We start from the raw sequence: 15,971 nt of genomic DNA, 5'->3' as shown, positions 1-15,971 counted from the left end.
AAGACGTGCCGCCTGCGCTGCACGATGCGCCGAGGTTCCTGCTGCCAGGCCACCTCTGCCGCGATCTGCACGCGCCAGGCAAAAACCACAGGGGCTGTCCGTGCGCCCCGGTCGACAAGCACGTCACCACCTGATTTCTAGAGAAACCCCATGAGCCTCAAATGCGGCATCGTCGGCTTGCCTAACGTCGGCAAGTCCACCCTGTTCAACGCGCTGACCAAGGCGGGCATCGCCGCCGAAAACTATCCGTTCTGCACCATCGAGCCGAACGTCGGCATCGTCGAAGTGCCGGACGCGCGCCTGAAGGCGCTGGCCGAGATCGTCAAGCCGGAACGCATTCTGCCCGCCGTCGTGGAATTCGTGGACATCGCCGGTCTCGTCGCGGGCGCCAGCAAGGGTGAAGGGCTCGGCAACCAGTTCCTCGCCAACATCCGCGAAACGGACGCCATCACGCACGTGGTGCGCTGCTTCGAAGACGAGAACGTGATTCACGTCGCCAACAAGGTCGATCCGCTGTCGGACATCGAAGTCATCAACACCGAACTGGCGCTGGCCGACCTCGCCACCGTCGAAAAGGCGCTGTCGCGCTACTCGAAGGCCGCCAAGTCGGGCAACGACAAGGAAGCCATCAAGAACGCCGCCGTGCTGGAGAAAGTCCGCGCGCAGCTCGATCAGGCCAAGCCGGTGCGGGCGCTCGATCTGTCGGATGAAGAAAAGGCGCTCATCAAGCCGTTCTGCCTCATCACCGCCAAGCCCACCATGTACGTGGCCAACGTGAAGGAAGACGGCTTCGAGAACAATCCGCATCTGGATGCCGTGGCGAAATTCGCCGCGGCGGAAAATGCGCCGGTGGTTGCGGTCTGCGCAGCGATCGAAGCGGAGATCGCCGATCTCGACGAAGCGGACATGGAAGTGTTCCTCGCCGACATGGGCATGGAAGAGCCGGGCTTGAACCGCGTGATTCGTGCGGGCTTCAAGCTGCTGGGTCTGCAAACCTACTTCACCGCCGGCGTGAAGGAAGTGCGCGCCTGGACGATTCACATTGGCGACACCGCTCCGCAGGCAGCGGGCGCGATCCACACCGATTTCGAACGCGGCTTCATTCGCGCGCAAACCATCGCCTATAACGACTACATCACCTACAAGGGTGAACAGGGTGCGAAGGAAGCGGGCAAGATGCGCGCCGAAGGCAAGGAGTACATCGTGCATGACGGCGATGTGATGAACTTCCTGTTCAACGTCTAAGCAAGACCCGGCGTTGCGAGTGTTCATTGGCACTCGCAACGTCTGCCAGCGTCAGGCAATACCCTCCTTCCAGTGAACGCCTGAACTTACAGGCTCCCTCCCCCTCCCGCGCGTTTCACCACCCCGCCGTCAGCCCGTTCGTTGTTTTCGCCTCTAGAATGCAGGGATAATCTGCGTCCCTCTTTCGAACCGTTGCGCGATGAACGATTCCGATCTTTCCGCTCTAACCCTGTTTGCGCGTGTTGCTGAAGAACAGAGTTTCAGTGCCGCCGCGCAGGCGCTCGGCATCTCCAACTCGGTGGCGAGTTATACGATCCGGCGCCTCGAGCAGCAACTCGGCACGAAACTCTTTAACCGCACCACGCGCAGCGTGAGCCTGACCGAAGCCGGGAGCGCCTTTCTGACGCGCATCCAGCCGCTGATGGAGCAACTGGATCTCGCATTCAGCGAAGTGGGCCGCGCATCCAGCGAAACGATGGGCACGCTGCGGCTGAACATGCTGCGCTCGGCGATACCGCTCGTCATCAATCCGATTCTCAAAGACTTTTTGCAGGCTTACCCGGATATCAAGATCGACGTGATATCCGATAACAGTCTGGTGGATATCGCCAGCAAGGGTTACGACGCGGGCATCCGTTACGACAACGTGATGGCCCAGGACATGGTGGCGATACCGGTGGTCAGCGACATGCGCTTTTGCATCGTGGCGTCGCCGGACTATCTCGAAGGCAAGGCGCTGCCGGAGCATCCGCGCGATCTGCTCAAGCACGACTGCATCAATTACCGGAGTGCGGATACCCAGGCGCTGTACCGCTGGGAGTTCGAGAAAGGCGACGAGAAAATTAGCGTGTCTGTCACGGGACGGATCGCCACCAACGACAACGATCTGCTTCTGCAAGCAGCATTAGACGGCCTCGGCTTCGGTTATCTGCAACACCGCCTTGTCGAGCCACACCTGAACAGCGGGCGCCTTGTGAATGTGCTCGACGAGTGGATCCCGCGCGGGGCGCTGTATCTCTACTACTACAATCCAAATGGACTGCCGCGCAAGCTACGCGTCTTCATCGACTTCGTGCGGGAACGGTTGAAGTAACGCCCGCGCGATTATGCGAATTCTTCGCATAGGGCATGCTGACTGAGCGCGTTTTTCATGCGTGACATAACCCCTATACTGATCCGGTGCCATGCCGGGAATCAAGCCGGTGTGCTTAGCAAATCCACATTCTCCAAGGGATAGACGATGTCATCATCCAACACCCCAGTCTGGTTTATCACCGGTTGTTCGACTGGCCTCGGCCGCGCGCTGGCCAGTCTGATCGTTAAGCGAGGCTGGCGTGCCGTGGTCACGGCCCGTGACGTTTCGAGCATTACCGACCTCGTGAGCGGTGCGGAAGATCGCGCCGTGGCACTCGCGCTCGACGTCAATAAGCCCGCCGAGATCGAAGCAGCAGTCGCCGCCGCGCGTGAGAAGTTTGGCCGCATCGACGTGCTCGTGAACAACGCCGGCTACGGCTATCAGAGCACCGCCGAGGAAGGCGTGGAAGCCGAGATCCGCGCGCAGTTCGACGCCAACGTGTTCGGCCTCTTCGCCGTCACCCGTGCGGTGCTGCCCATCATGCGTGCGCAACGCAGCGGCAACATCATCAACATCACCTCCGTGGCGGGTCTGATCGGCTTTCCGGGTTCGGGCTATTACGCCGCGTCGAAGCACGCTGTCGAGGGCTGGTCGGATTCGCTGCGCGCCGAAGTGGCGCCGCTCGGCATTGGCGTAACGTGCGTGGAGCCGGGTCCGTTCCGTACGGACTGGGCGGGCCGTTCGCTGCGTCAGACGATTACGCAGATCGACGACTACGCCGAGACCGCCGGCAAGCGTCATGCAAACACGAAGCAGATGAGCGGCACCCAGGCAGGCGACCCGGTGCGAGCCGGCGAAGCCATGATCGCGATTGCCCGCAATGCCGAAGCGCCGCGTCATCTGGTGCTGGGTGCTTGGGGCTTCAACGCGGTAGTGGACTATCTGCACCAACTCACGAAGGACATCGAGAGCCAGCGCGAGCTGAGTCTCTCGGCTGACTTCGACGGCCAGTCGTAACGCACCAGCCACGCATCCCCCGCAAAGCCCGGCAGAACCTGAGTTCTGCCGGGCTTTGCTTTTTGGGGCCAGCCTGTCCCGGGCCCATCTTCCGCCACGCCGGGCGCCTTCAATTCGCTCGCCAGGGCGTCTCAAGCGCCGCTTTCCCACGATGTGTAGAATGATCCGCACGACATAAAGCGACGCCACGCCGAACATTGCGCCTCGACGCGGCCCGTTGACCAACCAGAGTCAAGGAGACACGCGATGTGGTTCGTCGGCAAAAGCGAGTTGCTGTCGCTGATCCAGCTAAATTGCCTCGATGAGGTAATGCCCGCGTTCAGCGATCACAGGCATCTGCGCAAACACACCACCGTCTACCGCCCGGAAGAGCGCAGCGACTGCGTCTACCTGCTGAAAAAAGGCAGCGTACGGCTCTACCGGCTCACCGAGGACGGTCAGGAAATTACGCTGTCCTTCATCAAGGCCGGGATGATTTTCGGCGACGGCGACGTCCTCAACGAAGCCAACTATTCACACTACGCGCAGACGCTCGCGCCGAGCATGATCTGCTATATCCGCAAGCCGGATTTCAAGGAATTGCTGCGCCGCTACGACGTCATCAACCAGTTCGTGCTGAAGAGCCATTACCAGCGCTGGCAGGAAGCCCAGCGGCTGATCGAGAACCTCTCGCTGCACGACGTGCGCAAACGTCTCACGAATATTCTGACCATGTTCGCCGCGCAGATTGGCTGCGATTTCACCTACCACGACGAACCCGGCGCGATTCTGATCGACCTGTCCATTCCGCAGGACAAACTGGCAGAGTTCATCGGCACGTCGCGCGAATCCGTGAACCGGCATTTCAGCGACCTGAAAGCGGAAGGCTTCGTGGATACGCACGAACGCAAGATCGTGCTGACGCCTGCCTTCGTCGCGCACTATCTCGCGCCACCAGCCGCGAATCAGGTGCTGACGCGTGCGCGGACACTCGCCGCCGAAAGCCTCAAAGCGCCGCTAGTGCGCGCCTGACCGCAGCGACGCCGCTTTGCGGGCTCGACAGCACGGGGACTTTGGTCGGCCCGAGTAGCGGCACGAGACGCGCCATCGAAACCTGCGCGAGCACGACCACATCCACTTCGTCCATCAACCCGAGGATGGTGCGCTTCAGGATGTCGTCGTGACGTGCGGCGTCGCCGGCGAGCAGCGCGTCGAACGCGCCGTCGGCGATGCGCTCTTCCACGGTCACATCGCGGCCCGCTTCGGCGGCTTTCTTGCGAATCAGCCGCACGGTCGGCTCCAGCGTGGTCGATACCGTAGCCACCACGCCCACGCGCGGTCCAATGGCGCTGGCCTCCTCGGCCATCACCTCGTCCACCTTGATGATGGGTGTGCGGATCATGCCGCGCAGCAGATCGGTCGCTTCGCCCACCGACGAACACGCGTTCAGGATCAGATCCGCGCCCATCGACTGCGCGTTCTGCATGTAGCTATACAGACGGCTCGTCACTTCCGGCGTCAGATGCCCGGCGCTGCGCACGTCGTTGAGCAGGCTGTCGTCGACGATGTTGATCACGCGTGCATCGGCGAGCTGTTCCTTGAACTGATCCTTGAGCGGCTGCACCGTCACCGGCCCGGTGTGAATCACGACGATCGTGGTCATTGCACTGACACTCCCTTTGGAAACAAACTTCATTCAGTGGATTGCTTTGCCGGGCAGACCGCGACGACTCGCTGACCCCGCCGTGCAACAGCCGAAGCGCTCACGCCGTGGCCGCCGCCATCACCCGCTCCTGAGTCGCTTCGGCGCGCGTGAGTTCGGCATTCAGACGCCCTTCGCGAACCACCAGCACGCGGTCGCTCACCGCCAGCACTTCCAGCAGATCCGACGAAATCACGATGATGCCAATGCCTTGCGAAGCGAGCCGCGCCAGCAACGCGTGCACTTCTGCCTTGGCGCCAATGTCTATGCCGCGCGTGGGCTCATCCACGATGAGAAAGTGTGCGTTTCTATTCTTGACACCCAGCCGAAACCCCCACGCAAGTCGCCGCCTCAATAAGAGAGGCAAGTGAACGACTAGAAGCGCGAGAAATCGCGCTTTTTTTTCGTCGGTGTGCGCGGTCAGACGATTGTTATGCAAATCGCATAGTCCGAGTATTTTTCAGATTTGACTGATTTGATGCTCTTCAAACGGGTGCTACGTTTTCAATCGCAGCAACGATACATCTGTCAAACAACGAAAACAACGCAACCAGAAAAGCAATGACTAACAGACGATTATTCTTGCGTACCTCTGCATTCTCGCTTGCAGGTATCGCGTCACAGCTGACCCGGGCGGCTCCTGCATCTCCTCAGATTCCGGCGACGGCTCAACGTGGGTACGCGCTAACAAACGGCGCCACGGCGCTAAAACGCGATGATGGAGCGTGGATATTCTGGGCCCGCCTCATCAATTACGATGACCCGACAAGCGATATCGCTGGTGCATTACAGATATCCACCGACAGAGCTTTCTCGCAGCTTATCGACACGGTGTCGCTAACGTTCTCACAATCAAATTCCTTTATTGCCCAGCCGGTTTATTTTCCAAAAATCGGCAATGCACAACTCTATTATCGGTATGTCGTCGGCTCAGGTCCGTCAATTGCACCATCCGTTAGCGCAACGGTGAACTCAATAGCTCCCTGGAATACAGAATCGAAGGCGGAATAAATGGCAAAAGCAGAACTGGTAGTGCAGGTGATGGAAGCAGGCTCGAACAATATGGGAACGTACCAGGCATTAATGGGCGTTGCCCAGAACCCAAATGATTCACTGTCGATCATGCAAACGGGCACCACGCTCGTTGCAACCGTGACCAATGTCACACAAATGCTCCAGCCTATCCGCGTCATGACAAATGGCCTGGTGGCAACAACCGCATTGACCAAAATCATGGTGGACTGGAAAGACCCTAATAAAAAGGTGAATTCAGGCGATGTGCTAACGCTTGTAAGTGCGAGTGGAACAATCGTATTGACTGTGCTGGCACTCGCAGAAATCGGGCCAAGTGCGGCGGCGGCGGTCGGCGCGATCGTATTGGCTGCTGACCTTCAGGCGGCAATGCAGCCATACTTTAACTCGGTAAAGATAATGCTCGGCAATCTTGTCGCAAATCAGCTTCAGCTTACGAAGCCCGCGTCAACCGCGAGCGCATCCCTTTATTGGGGAAGCGCTGGCGTCGGAAATGGTTACAATCTTTATACTTATGACGAGATTATGTTTTCAAAAGGCTTGTTTGCCTGCATGAGCGACCAAGGTGCTTCGGGGGCTTATTTTATTATTTCAGGCTCCCCCGTTCCAGGCAGCCTTACGCCGGTGAGCGAAAGCATGTACAAGGAAAACTACTGTCAATATCTGGCTAAAGAACAGCAGTGGAGTGACATGACTAGCGGCATGCAATACTGCACGACCACAAAATTCCGATAGTCATGATTACGATGCCGCGCTCCATTCGGGCCTCGCTGCTCGGATTCTTAATTGCCTTCCTCTGCGAAGCGATTGTTGTAATTACGATGCTCTGTTATTGCTCTTTATCCTCGGGGGGGCTTCTGGCGGTCTTCGCGTGCCTGATAGCCAACCCACTTGCATTGTATTGGGCGCTCAAACGACAAAGCCGGGGTTACGGGTTACTAAAGTGGATCGCAGCCGGTAGCCTTCTCTGGACTATAGCGGGCGGGGTATATCTCAACGCATTGGGATTGTGGGCCATAGCGCTAATCGCCGCATGTGTATGGGTTCGCGTGATTGCCCTCTTGCTGATGCGTCGCAGTGTAGCAAGACAGTGGATCATCGCGAACGTTACTGGCTCACACTAGAACATGGAGAGCGCAACGTAAAACATTCAAGGTTATTTAAGCCCGCTCTGTGCGGGCTTTTTTGTTTTCTAACATATCTATCAGAAAGTAGGCGCAACGCTAAGCCGAAGACACTTAGGGCTTTAACAGTCGATAGACGGCAAGAGACCTACGCAGCGCCAGAAGTGCCCACGCGTTACCTACCGCAGCAGTACCAAGCAGAACAGTCATGACGACCGCGCTAGAATCCGGGCGTAGCGCTCGAAGGAAAAACACGACTCCGACCAGGATCGAAAACGCGCACATGGCAACCCGCGCACCGGGCGATTCGACGCCGCAAATCTCGCCTGTGGTGTGATTAAGCCACCCTAATAATGTTTGCCAGTTCTCAGGATCACCCAGAACCGCAGTCACGACTGTGCCGTTATCAAGGCGGGGATTGCCCCGTATCACCACGGCATATTGACGCTTTCCCGCAATGGTGACATTGAATGTCAGGCTCTGCGTTGTCGAATTGTATTTGTCTTTCACGGCGACAATGCCGCTAATGTTTTCAAGTGTGACGGTAACGGCGTGGTAAGTCATGTTCGTGGAGCGGCACGGGTAAGCAGGCGAAGCGCTAAATGTAACCTGTCCACCATCTCGTATATTCTTTCGCCGCCTCGCAGCGCTCATCAAGATGAATTCTGATTGTCATCGGATTCGTTGAACCACGAGCGCACGTGACTCATAAGCAAAGATCGCGCATGTGGGGTGGCGCGAAGTCCGCATCAGGCACAATCACCGCATCACCGTAAATCTCCCACGGCACCGCGCCGCCGCACCGCTCGTGATAGAACTTCGTGGCGCACGCATTCACTTGCAATCCCTTTGCCGCGCTAGAGCCACGACACGCGTGCGTGGTCATGCTCACTCGCCATCCGGCAGCGTGGGATCAATGTCTGTCACACCTGAATCGTGTATGGTGAGCCGGCAGTATCGCGTTGCACCGGGCTTCACCACCGCCTCTACATCCTTACGCGGATTTACTCCAGATTTCGCACTTACGATGTGCTCACCGGCAGGCACGTAAAGAGTGGCCCGCTCACCGCTTCGCGCGTCGGCCACCGGCTTGCCGTCAATGCTCATCTTCATGGCAAGCGCGGCACCGATCATCGAACTATCGCGCGTGAAAATCACCGTACCGAAATCCGGGCCTTGCGGCTTCTCGCCGTACGCGTGCGCGCGTTCAGCAGGCACCGCCACCGCGCTTGCACCGGGCGGTGTGGCAGCACACGCGCCCAGGAATACCATCGCAGCCAGTGCCGCACAGCACGCGCAACCGTCACGCGCTCGCCGTCGATAACTGCCTGTTCGCCTAGCTCGATAGCAATGCGATGCGCACCATTCGCCATGTTCCGATCAAACTTGTGGCTCCGGCTGACGTAAGGTGTGTCCTCTGTCAGCAGAGCGCCGCCGGAAACTGTGACGGACGTCATACAAACGTATTGGGGTTCTCCCGAGGTTAGCGGACGCGGCTGTCCGACTATGACGTTCGTCACAGAAACGCAGGACCGGAAACGTCTACGATGAGATAAACCCCGATTCACCTGAACCTGACAAGGAGCAAGGCAGATGACGAAGCGAGTGATTGTCACCGGCGGTAGCGGACTGGCCGGCAAGTGGGTGGTGGAAGACCTCGTGGCGCACGGTTACGAAGTGCTGAACCTCGACCGCGTGCCGATGGCGAAGCAGACCGCCCGCACCTTGATTACGGACCTGACGGACGCAGGCCAGGTGTTCAACGCACTGGCTTCGAGCACGACGCCGAAGGAGTTCGACGCCGACATCGAACCGAAACCCGTCGACGCAATCGTCCACTTCGCCGCCATTCCGCGCATTCTCGTCACGACCGACAACGAGGTGTTCCGGATCAACGTGATGGGCACGTACAACGTGCTCGACGCGGCCTCTAAATATGGCATCAAGAAGGTGATCCTCGCTTCGAGCGAAACGACCTATGGCGTGGTGTTCGCGCATCGGCACCGCGACCCGGCGTACTTCCCGCTGGACGAGAACTATCCGGTGGATCCGATGGACAGCTACGCGACCTCGAAGGTCATCAACGAAGTGACGGGCAAGGCCTTCCACGCCCGCACCGGCGCGGACATTTACTGCTTCCGGATCGGTAACGTGCTCGACCCGGGCGATTACGCCAAATTCCCGACGTGGTTGAAAGATCCGGCACTGCGCAAGCGCATTGCGTGGAGCTATATCGACGGCCGCGATCTGGCGACCGCGTGCCGCCTCGGTATCGAGAAAGATGGCCTCGGCTTCGAGGTGATGAACGTGGCCGCCGACGACGTTTCATCCGATCTGCCCACGGCCGAACTGCTCAAGCGTTTCTATCCGGACGTACCGGTGAAAAAGCCGCTCGGCGAGTTCGAAACCTTGCTGAGCAACGAGAAGCTCAAGCGCCTGCTTGGCTGGCAGCAGCAGTACCGTTGGCGCGATCAGGTTGCCAAGTAACGCGCTGACGGCGATTTGCTGATTGCGTAGATGACCGATGCCGCAGTGGGCGCACTGTCGCATCGGTTTTCAGAACCGTTTCGCAAACGCCCCTGGCAACAAACCGCATGCGCTCACCTCTCTGCTTTACATTGCAGCGGCAAACTCAAGGCCGCACGAACCGGCACCATCGTAGCGGGTGAATCCGCCAGCACTGCGTCCATTCCAAGGCAAGCCGCCGCGCGATAGTCGGCGGTATTGTTCACCGCGATCGCCACGAGGTACACACCCGGATTCTTGCGGAAACACGCCACGCTAGCGGGCGTCCACGGTGTGGCATGCACCTCCGAGCGACCTTCGCCTAAGGTGAACTGTTCGGTGACGGTCACATCACGATGAAACTCGAACGCCGCCAGTGCGTTGCCAGGCGGCGGATCGACACAGCCGCCGCCGAGCAGAACGCGCATGAGCCGGGTCCGGGTTGCATCGCGCGATTCGAACATCTTTGCCTGCGGGTAAGCGGCGAAGCTGCGCTGGTAGTCGGTTTCCGTGGAGTAGATCATCACGCGCGACCACGCATTCTCTTCGGTGAGCACCTGCGCAACCGCCCGCGTCTGTGGCTCAGCGGGCAGCGCTTTCATGTCTAGCACGACCGGCGTGTTCACTGGAATGGCACGCAAGACTTCGCGTAATGTGGGGATGCCCACCGGATGCCGACGGTACGGATAAGCGTCGACACCCTGCCCGTCTCTCTGACGGAACGTCCAGCCCGCATTGACGTTCGCCAGTTCCGCCGCCGAATACGTTGATACCGCTCCCTTGGCGTTCGTCAAAGCCGACAGATCCGCCGGCCGGTACAGTACCGGCACGCCATCCTTGCTCAACTGCACGGTCAACCAGATTGCATCGGCATGATGCGCGAGCGCAAGGCGCACCGCCTCCTGAGTGTTTTCAGGCGCGTCACCCGTGCCGCCGCGATGCGCGATGATGCGCGGCAACGCGGTGACCGCGCCCGCGCCAGGACTCACAGACTGCGTTGCGCAACCCGCCAGCCACACGGAGAGAAGTGTCATCAAACAGGCCAACCACATCGAACGAGGCATCTGGACTCCTGACTAGTACATCTGCAAACCGGACCTCCGTGGTACGGTTCGCCGGCCTCGAAACACGCCGCCGGCATGCGATCCGTTCAATACCAAAGCGGACGCGCAACCGGCCAACCATTTTCATTTATCGTCTTTCCTTTCCATGACAGGCATCACTCACAGGCATCACTCGAGCCGCCGTCCGCAGTTTTCGAGCGCCACCGCCATGATCGTTACAGGCGTCACCGCGTTGCTTTTCGCAGCCGCACCGGCCTTTGCATACGTCGGACCCGACTCGACAGCCGACGAAGCCAATCTCAGCAACCACCGCGCGTACATCAATCATGGCGGCCAGTTGGTACACGCGCCGGCCCGCTCGCTCTCCGGCGAGGTACCTGAGGGCGCTACGGCCCGTTGCCGCGACGGCTCTTACAGCTTCAGCCGGCACCACAGCGGCACCTGTTCGCGGCATGGCGGCGTGGCAGCATGGCTCTGAGCCGGGCTGGATCCTGACATCCCAGTGGCGCCGGGGCGTCATCTCACCAGAGACTAACCCCGGCGCGCTGCCACGGGAATATGCCGTTCGGCCGACTGACTGCGCCGCCGCGCCCCGAAGTACAATGACACCTCTTCCCGCCCCGCGCGCTGCCACGTCGACTGTCTCGGCGACACGCCCGCTGCGGCCGGGAGCCGGCAACACCGGATCCCCATTCACCCCACGACCGCTCGCCCCCGGTGGCCGGCGGCGTCAACGTCTACTGCAAGCAAATGGCCCAATACGTCTTCACCATGAACCGGGTCGGCAAGATCGTGCCGCCCAAGCGTCAAATCCTGAAAGACATTTCGCTGTCGTTCTTCCCCGGCGCGAAGATCGGCCTGCTCGGTCTGAACGGCTCGGGTAAGTCCACGCTGATCCGCATCATGGCAGGCGTCGACAAGGACATCGAAGGCGAAGCTACGCCCATGCCGAATCTGAACATCGGCTACCTGCCGCAGGAACCGCAACTCGATCCGCAAAAGACCGTGCGTGAAGCCGTGGAAGAGGGTCTCGGCGAAGTGTTCGGCGCGCAGAAGAAACTCGACGAAATCTACGCGGCCTACGCAGAGCCGGATGCCGATTTCGACGCGCTCGCCGCCGAGCAGGCCAAGTACGAAGCGATCCTCGCCACCAGCGACGGCAGCGCGGAGCAACAGATCGAAATCGCTGCGGACGCGCTGCGTCTGCCGGCGTGGGACGCGAAGATCGAGCATCTGTCAGGCGGTGAGAAGCGCCGCGTCGCGCTGTGCAAGCTGCTGCTGGAAAAGCCGGACATGCTGTTGCTCGACGAGCCGACCAACCACCTGGACGCGGAGTCGGTGGACTGGCTCGAACAGTTTCTGACGCGCTTCCCGGGCACCGTCGTCGCGGTCACCCACGATCGCTACTTCCTCGACAACGCCGCTGAGTGGATTCTCGAACTCGACCGCGGTCACGGCATTCCGTGGAAGGGCAACTACAGCAGCTGGCTCGACCAGAAGGAAGAGCGCCTGAAGCAGGAAGAAGCGTCGGAGTCCGCGCGCCAGAAAGCCATCAAGAAGGAACTGGAGTGGGTGCGCCAGAATCCCAAGGGTCGTCAGGCAAAGTCGAAGGCGCGTATCGCCCGCTTCGAGGAACTGAATAGCCAGGACTACCAGAAGCGCAATGAGACTTCGGAAATCTTCATCCCGGTTGGCGACCGCCTGGGCAATGAAGTGATCGAGTTCAAGAACGTCAGCAAGGCTTATGGCGACCGTCTGCTGCTCGACAACGTCAGCTTCAAGATTCCGGCTGGCGCCATCGTGGGCATCATCGGACCGAACGGCGCGGGTAAGTCCACGTTGTTCCGCATGCTGACCGGCAAGGAACAGCCGGATTCGGGCGAGATCGTCCAGGGGCCGACGGTCAAGCTGGCTTACGTCGATCAGAGCCGCGATGCGCTCGACGGTTCGAAGACCGTGTTCGAAGAAATCTCCGGCGGCGCGGACGTGCTGACGGTGGGCAAGTACGAAACGCCGTCGCGTGCGTACATTGGCCGCTTCAACTTCAAGGGGGGCGATCAGCAGAAGATCGTCAGCAACCTGTCGGGCGGCGAGCGCGGGCGTCTGCATCTGGCCAAAACGTTGATTGCGGGCGGCAACGTGCTGCTGCTCGACGAACCGTCGAACGATCTGGATGTCGAAACCTTGCGCGCACTCGAAGACGCGTTGCTGGAATTCGCCGGCTCCGTGATGGTGATCTCGCACGATCGCTGGTTCCTCGACCGCATCGCAACGCACATCATCGCGTTTGAAGGCGATTCGCAAGTGACGTTCTTCGACGGCAACTACCAGGAATACGAAGCGGACAAGCGCGCACGTCTCGGTGAAGAGGCCGCACGTCCGAAGCGTCTGCGTTACAAGCCGATCGCACGTTGATGTAAGCGATCAGCGTCGCGCCGCTCGATGAGGCGCATCGCGAGGTGCGCCGGGCTTTGCGAGCCGAAACACATGAGCGGGTGGCGCGCTCACGCGCAGCACGAAGCACGTTGAGGTACACGTTAAAGTGCGCTTGATGCAAGTTCACTGCGTACTGCAGGTGGGCGAGGCCTCGCCCACCTGTTCAAATAACCGATAAGCGGCAAGCTGCGCGGCCGAGCGCAGATACGAGGAGGCATGCATGGCGATGTCGATTCCGAAACGCGTGGCCATTGCCGTTGGCGCCATTGTGCTGGTGCTGGTGGTCGTCGTGCTCGGCGGTCTCTACTTCGTGCAATTCGAAGTGAAGCAGCGGGTAACCGCCGCGTTGGGGCCGCTTGGCAGCGCCGATAGCATCGACGTTGGCCTCACCTCGGTTCGCCTCACCAACGTCCTCCTCAAGCCGCCGCCCGACTGGCCCGCGCCCAATGTGCTGCACGCCGATCAGATCACGATCGTGCCGGACATTCGCGATCTGCTGCAACGGCGCATTCACATCCGCTCGGTCACCGTGAGCGGCTTCGACCTGACCGTGGTGCGGACCGCCGGCGGTTCCATCGACATCCTGCCTAACCTGAAGGAATCGCTCAACCGTCCAGACAACGCCACTCCCGCCAGTGTCGGCAGCCCAACCGTGCCGCGCGAAAAGCTGATCGACCACATCGGATTCGAGCATGGCACGTTCGAGTTCTACGATTTCACGGTGAGCAAACCCGCGTACAAGGTGTCGGTCACGAACGCGGTTGCGAGTGTCGACCATCTGCACCTGCCGGCGCTGACCGAACCGACTTCGGTGGAGGTCAACGGCTCGATCGCCGGTCCGCAGCACACCGGCACGGTCTCGTTCGGTGGCTGGATCAAGATTGCCACCAAAGACTCGCAAACCACGAGCACGCTGCAAGGTGTGGACATCGTGATGCTCGACCCTTATCTGCTCAAGAAGACCGGTGCCAAGGCCGAGATCACGGGCGGCACGGTGGACCTGACGGTTCAGTCCACCGTCACCAACTATCAGTTGCACGCGCCGGGCACGGTCGTCTTGCACAACCTGCAACTCGCCGACACCGGCAACCCGCTCGACACCTTCCTCTCCATTCCCACCAAGCTGGCGGTTGCGGCGCTGAAGTCGCGCAAAGGCGACATCACGGTGCATTTCGTCCTTGAAGGCAATCTGCGCGATCCGAAGTTCTCGGTCAACGACAACTTTTTGATGAAGCTCGGCACGGGCTTTGCGAAGTCCACGGGCGTGAGCGTGGAAGGCGTCGCGAAAGGTGCGGGTGATACCGTAAAGGGACTCGGCAACGCGCTGAAGAATCTGCTCGGACAGTAGCGCGGGAACCACTAGACCCGCTCGAGTATTTGCAGCATCCATCCATAGACTCAAAAGAGCACGGAGGAGACACCCATGCAGGCAAAGACACCACGCTTACGGCGCATCCAGTGGGTCGCGGTCATGTTTCTGACGCTGGCCGGCATCGTCAACTATCTGGACCGCAGCACGCTTTCCATTGCGAATCATTCGGTCAGCGGCGAGCTTGGGCTATCCGCCTCGCAGATGGGCTTGCTGCTGTCGGCGTTCTCGTTTTCCTACGCATTCTCGCAATTGCCGATGGGCGCGCTGCTCGACCGCTTCGGCGCACGCATCATGCTCGGCATCGGCATGCTGGTGTGGTCCGCTGCGCAGCTTTTTGGCGGCTTCGTGCACAGCTTGCAGCAGTTCCTCGTCGCGCGCATCTTCCTCGGTATCGGCGAAGCGCCGCAGTTTCCCGCCGGCGCCAAAGTGGTGAGCGAGTGGTATGCGCTGCGTGAGCGCGGCAGGCCCACCGGCATTTTCACGACCTCATCGACCATTGGACCGGCGCTCGCGCCGCCTATCCTCACCGGTCTGCTGCTCGCATTTGGCTGGCGCTGGATGTTCATCGTGATGGGCGTGATGGGAATCGCGGTGGCGGTGGCCTGGTATCTCGTCTATCGCAATCGTGGGGAAGTCGTGCTCGGCTCCGAGGAGCTCACGCATCTCACGGAAGAAGAGCCCCACGCGCGCGTCGAGCGGCGCATGACCGGCGCCGAGTGGCGCGGCCTGTTCGCCTCGCGCACCACCTGGGGCATGATCTTCGGCTTCATGGGTGTGATCTACATGGTCTGGCTGTACCTCACCTGGCTGCCTGCGTATCTGGAACACGAACGGCATCTGTCGATTGCGAAGACCGGCTGGATTGTCTCGATTCCGTATCTGTTCGGCACGCTTGGCATGCTGTCGAGCGGCTTCGTCGCCGATGGCTTGATGGAGCGCGGCATTGCACCGATCCGCAGTCGCAAATGGCCGATCTGTACCGGCCTGATTTTCGGCGCCGTGTTCACGGTGCCCGCGGCCTATACGCCGAACATCACGATGGCGATCGTGTATCTGTCACTCGCCATGTACTTCGTCAACATGGCAAGCGGCGCCGCGTGGGCGCTCGTCAGCGTGGCCGCGCCGCGGCATCTGGTGGCGTCGCTCGGGAGCATCCAGAATTTCGGTGGGTACTTTGGCGGGTCGTTCGCGCCGTTCATCACCGGCGTAGTGGTCGATCAGACGCACTCGTTCGTCGACGCGTTTCTGATCAGCGCGGCGGTCTCGTTTGCGGCCGCGCTCGTGTACATGTTCGTGGTGCGCGAGCCGATTGCCGAGCGTGCGGAAACGGCTGCTGCGACAAGAATGGCGTGAGATCCCGGTTTGATGGGCACCCGTCTGACGGTGCGTGACGCCCGCAAGCACGGCGAGCGCCTCACTC

At 60.2% G+C, this 15,971-nt stretch carries 15 protein-coding genes and 1 pseudogene; 11 read left to right on the top strand and 5 right to left on the bottom strand.

All coding sequences use genetic code 11. From position 1 onward, the window contains the following. Window positions 1-150: 150 nt before the first annotated feature. From ychF to D0B32_RS30910, 4 genes are all read left to right on the top strand, one after another. Window positions 151-1,245: a redox-regulated ATPase YchF gene (gene ychF / locus D0B32_RS30925; RefSeq protein WP_117338114.1), complete on the top strand. Its 1,095-nt coding sequence runs from the start codon at window positions 151-153 to the stop codon at window positions 1,243-1,245. Between the two features lie 199 nt (window positions 1,246-1,444). Beyond that, window positions 1,445-2,338, top strand: a complete 894-nt coding sequence (locus tag D0B32_RS30920; protein ID WP_117338113.1) for a LysR family transcriptional regulator — start codon at window positions 1,445-1,447, stop codon at window positions 2,336-2,338. 147 nt (window positions 2,339-2,485) lie between these two features. Next, complete coding sequence (locus D0B32_RS30915) at window positions 2,486-3,337, top strand: oxidoreductase (protein WP_117338112.1); 852 nt, start codon at window positions 2,486-2,488, stop codon at window positions 3,335-3,337. A gap of 246 nt (window positions 3,338-3,583) precedes the next feature. Beyond that, window positions 3,584-4,348 (top strand): Crp/Fnr family transcriptional regulator, encoded by a 765-nt coding sequence (locus tag D0B32_RS30910; RefSeq protein ID WP_117338111.1) that lies wholly within the window; start codon window positions 3,584-3,586, stop codon window positions 4,346-4,348. Here the strand turns inward: D0B32_RS30910 and D0B32_RS30905 are convergent. Both D0B32_RS30905 and D0B32_RS30900 read right to left on the bottom strand, forming a co-directional pair. After that, the gene (locus tag D0B32_RS30905) at window positions 4,323-4,979 is read right to left on the bottom strand and encodes an aspartate/glutamate racemase family protein (RefSeq protein ID WP_117338110.1); all 657 of its coding nucleotides are present in this window, start codon (window positions 4,977-4,979) and stop codon (window positions 4,323-4,325) included. The two genes, D0B32_RS30910 and D0B32_RS30905, sit on opposite strands and share 26 nt — an antisense overlap. A gap of 100 nt (window positions 4,980-5,079) precedes the next feature. Further along, window positions 5,080-5,328, bottom strand: a pseudogene (locus tag D0B32_RS30900) (D-xylose ABC transporter ATP-binding protein); the annotation flags it as partial. A gap of 251 nt (window positions 5,329-5,579) precedes the next feature. On the opposite strand from D0B32_RS30900, the gene D0B32_RS32400 reads away from it, so the two are divergent. Both D0B32_RS32400 and D0B32_RS30895 read left to right on the top strand, forming a co-directional pair. Then, on the top strand, window positions 5,580-6,029 hold the full coding sequence (locus D0B32_RS32400) for a hypothetical protein (RefSeq protein WP_147329592.1): 450 nt from the start codon (window positions 5,580-5,582) through the stop codon (window positions 6,027-6,029). After that, complete coding sequence (locus tag D0B32_RS30895) at window positions 6,030-6,785, top strand: hypothetical protein (protein ID WP_117338109.1); 756 nt, start codon at window positions 6,030-6,032, stop codon at window positions 6,783-6,785. Between the two features lie 503 nt (window positions 6,786-7,288). Here D0B32_RS30895 and D0B32_RS30885 read toward each other — a convergent pair. Beyond that, window positions 7,289-7,738, bottom strand: a complete 450-nt coding sequence (locus D0B32_RS30885) for a hypothetical protein (RefSeq protein WP_117338107.1) — start codon at window positions 7,736-7,738, stop codon at window positions 7,289-7,291. A gap of 324 nt (window positions 7,739-8,062) precedes the next feature. Further along, entirely contained in the window at window positions 8,063-8,446 is a 384-nt protein-coding gene (locus tag D0B32_RS30875; protein WP_117338105.1) for a hypothetical protein, read from the bottom strand. Between the two features lie 321 nt (window positions 8,447-8,767). Between D0B32_RS30875 and D0B32_RS30870 the strand changes: the two genes are divergently transcribed. Beyond that, window positions 8,768-9,661, top strand: coding sequence for an NAD(P)-dependent oxidoreductase (locus D0B32_RS30870; protein WP_117338104.1), 894 nt, complete (start codon window positions 8,768-8,770; stop codon window positions 9,659-9,661). Window positions 9,662-9,774: 113 nt separating this feature from the next. On the opposite strand, the gene D0B32_RS30865 is transcribed toward D0B32_RS30870, so the two are convergent. Further along, window positions 9,775-10,743, bottom strand: coding sequence for a glycerophosphodiester phosphodiesterase family protein (locus D0B32_RS30865; RefSeq protein WP_117338103.1), 969 nt, complete (start codon window positions 10,741-10,743; stop codon window positions 9,775-9,777). A 208-nt stretch (window positions 10,744-10,951) separates the two neighbouring features. On the opposite strand from D0B32_RS30865, the gene D0B32_RS30860 reads away from it, so the two are divergent. The 4 genes from D0B32_RS30860 to D0B32_RS30845 all read left to right on the top strand — a co-directional run bounded on the left by D0B32_RS30860 (window position 10,952) and on the right by D0B32_RS30845 (window position 15,904). Then, a complete protein-coding gene (locus tag D0B32_RS30860; protein ID WP_117338102.1) occupies window positions 10,952-11,221 on the top strand; it encodes a DUF3761 domain-containing protein in 270 nt (89 codons plus the stop codon). Between the two features lie 272 nt (window positions 11,222-11,493). Continuing rightward, window positions 11,494-13,158, top strand: coding sequence for an energy-dependent translational throttle protein EttA (ettA, locus tag D0B32_RS30855; RefSeq protein WP_117338147.1), 1,665 nt, complete (start codon window positions 11,494-11,496; stop codon window positions 13,156-13,158). Between the two features lie 241 nt (window positions 13,159-13,399). After that, window positions 13,400-14,527: a DUF748 domain-containing protein gene (locus tag D0B32_RS30850; protein ID WP_117338101.1), complete on the top strand. Its 1,128-nt coding sequence runs from the start codon at window positions 13,400-13,402 to the stop codon at window positions 14,525-14,527. 75 nt (window positions 14,528-14,602) lie between these two features. Continuing rightward, window positions 14,603-15,904, top strand: a complete 1,302-nt coding sequence (locus D0B32_RS30845) for an MFS transporter (RefSeq protein ID WP_117338100.1) — start codon at window positions 14,603-14,605, stop codon at window positions 15,902-15,904. The last annotated feature ends 67 nt before the right edge of the window (window positions 15,905-15,971 follow it).

It is taken from the genome of Paraburkholderia sp. DHOC27 (assembly GCF_003429005.1).
In the GTDB taxonomy this organism is placed as follows: Bacteria; Pseudomonadota; Gammaproteobacteria; order Burkholderiales; family Burkholderiaceae; genus Paraburkholderia.
Note: the sequence above shows the minus strand (reverse complement) of the source record. Positions and strands in the feature narration are given on the sequence as shown.

What these genes read in the sequence shown, in the direction of transcription:
- D0B32_RS30920 (WP_117338113.1), top strand. Translation starts at nt 1,445, where the DNA reads ATGAACGATTCCGATCTTTCCGCTCTAACCCTGTTTGCGCGTGTTGCT.
- D0B32_RS30915 (WP_117338112.1), top strand. Translation starts at nt 2,486, where the DNA reads ATGTCATCATCCAACACCCCAGTCTGGTTTATCACCGGTTGTTCGACT.
- D0B32_RS30875 (WP_117338105.1), bottom strand. Translation starts at nt 8,446, where the DNA reads ATGGTATTCCTGGGCGCGTGTGCTGCCACACCGCCCGGTGCAAGCGCG.
- D0B32_RS30845 (WP_117338100.1), top strand. Translation starts at nt 14,603, where the DNA reads ATGCAGGCAAAGACACCACGCTTACGGCGCATCCAGTGGGTCGCGGTC.
- D0B32_RS30865 (WP_117338103.1), bottom strand. Translation starts at nt 10,743, where the DNA reads ATGCCTCGTTCGATGTGGTTGGCCTGTTTGATGACACTTCTCTCCGTG.
- D0B32_RS30850 (WP_117338101.1), top strand. Translation starts at nt 13,400, where the DNA reads ATGGCGATGTCGATTCCGAAACGCGTGGCCATTGCCGTTGGCGCCATT.
- D0B32_RS30910 (WP_117338111.1), top strand. Translation starts at nt 3,584, where the DNA reads ATGTGGTTCGTCGGCAAAAGCGAGTTGCTGTCGCTGATCCAGCTAAAT.
- D0B32_RS30870 (WP_117338104.1), top strand. Translation starts at nt 8,768, where the DNA reads ATGACGAAGCGAGTGATTGTCACCGGCGGTAGCGGACTGGCCGGCAAG.
- ychF (WP_117338114.1), top strand. Translation starts at nt 151, where the DNA reads ATGAGCCTCAAATGCGGCATCGTCGGCTTGCCTAACGTCGGCAAGTCC.
- D0B32_RS32400 (WP_147329592.1), top strand. Translation starts at nt 5,580, where the DNA reads ATGACTAACAGACGATTATTCTTGCGTACCTCTGCATTCTCGCTTGCA.
- D0B32_RS30905 (WP_117338110.1), bottom strand. Translation starts at nt 4,979, where the DNA reads ATGACCACGATCGTCGTGATTCACACCGGGCCGGTGACGGTGCAGCCG.
- D0B32_RS30860 (WP_117338102.1), top strand. Translation starts at nt 10,952, where the DNA reads ATGATCGTTACAGGCGTCACCGCGTTGCTTTTCGCAGCCGCACCGGCC.
- D0B32_RS30885 (WP_117338107.1), bottom strand. Translation starts at nt 7,738, where the DNA reads ATGACTTACCACGCCGTTACCGTCACACTTGAAAACATTAGCGGCATT.
- D0B32_RS30895 (WP_117338109.1), top strand. Translation starts at nt 6,030, where the DNA reads ATGGCAAAAGCAGAACTGGTAGTGCAGGTGATGGAAGCAGGCTCGAAC.
- ettA (WP_117338147.1), top strand. Translation starts at nt 11,494, where the DNA reads ATGGCCCAATACGTCTTCACCATGAACCGGGTCGGCAAGATCGTGCCG.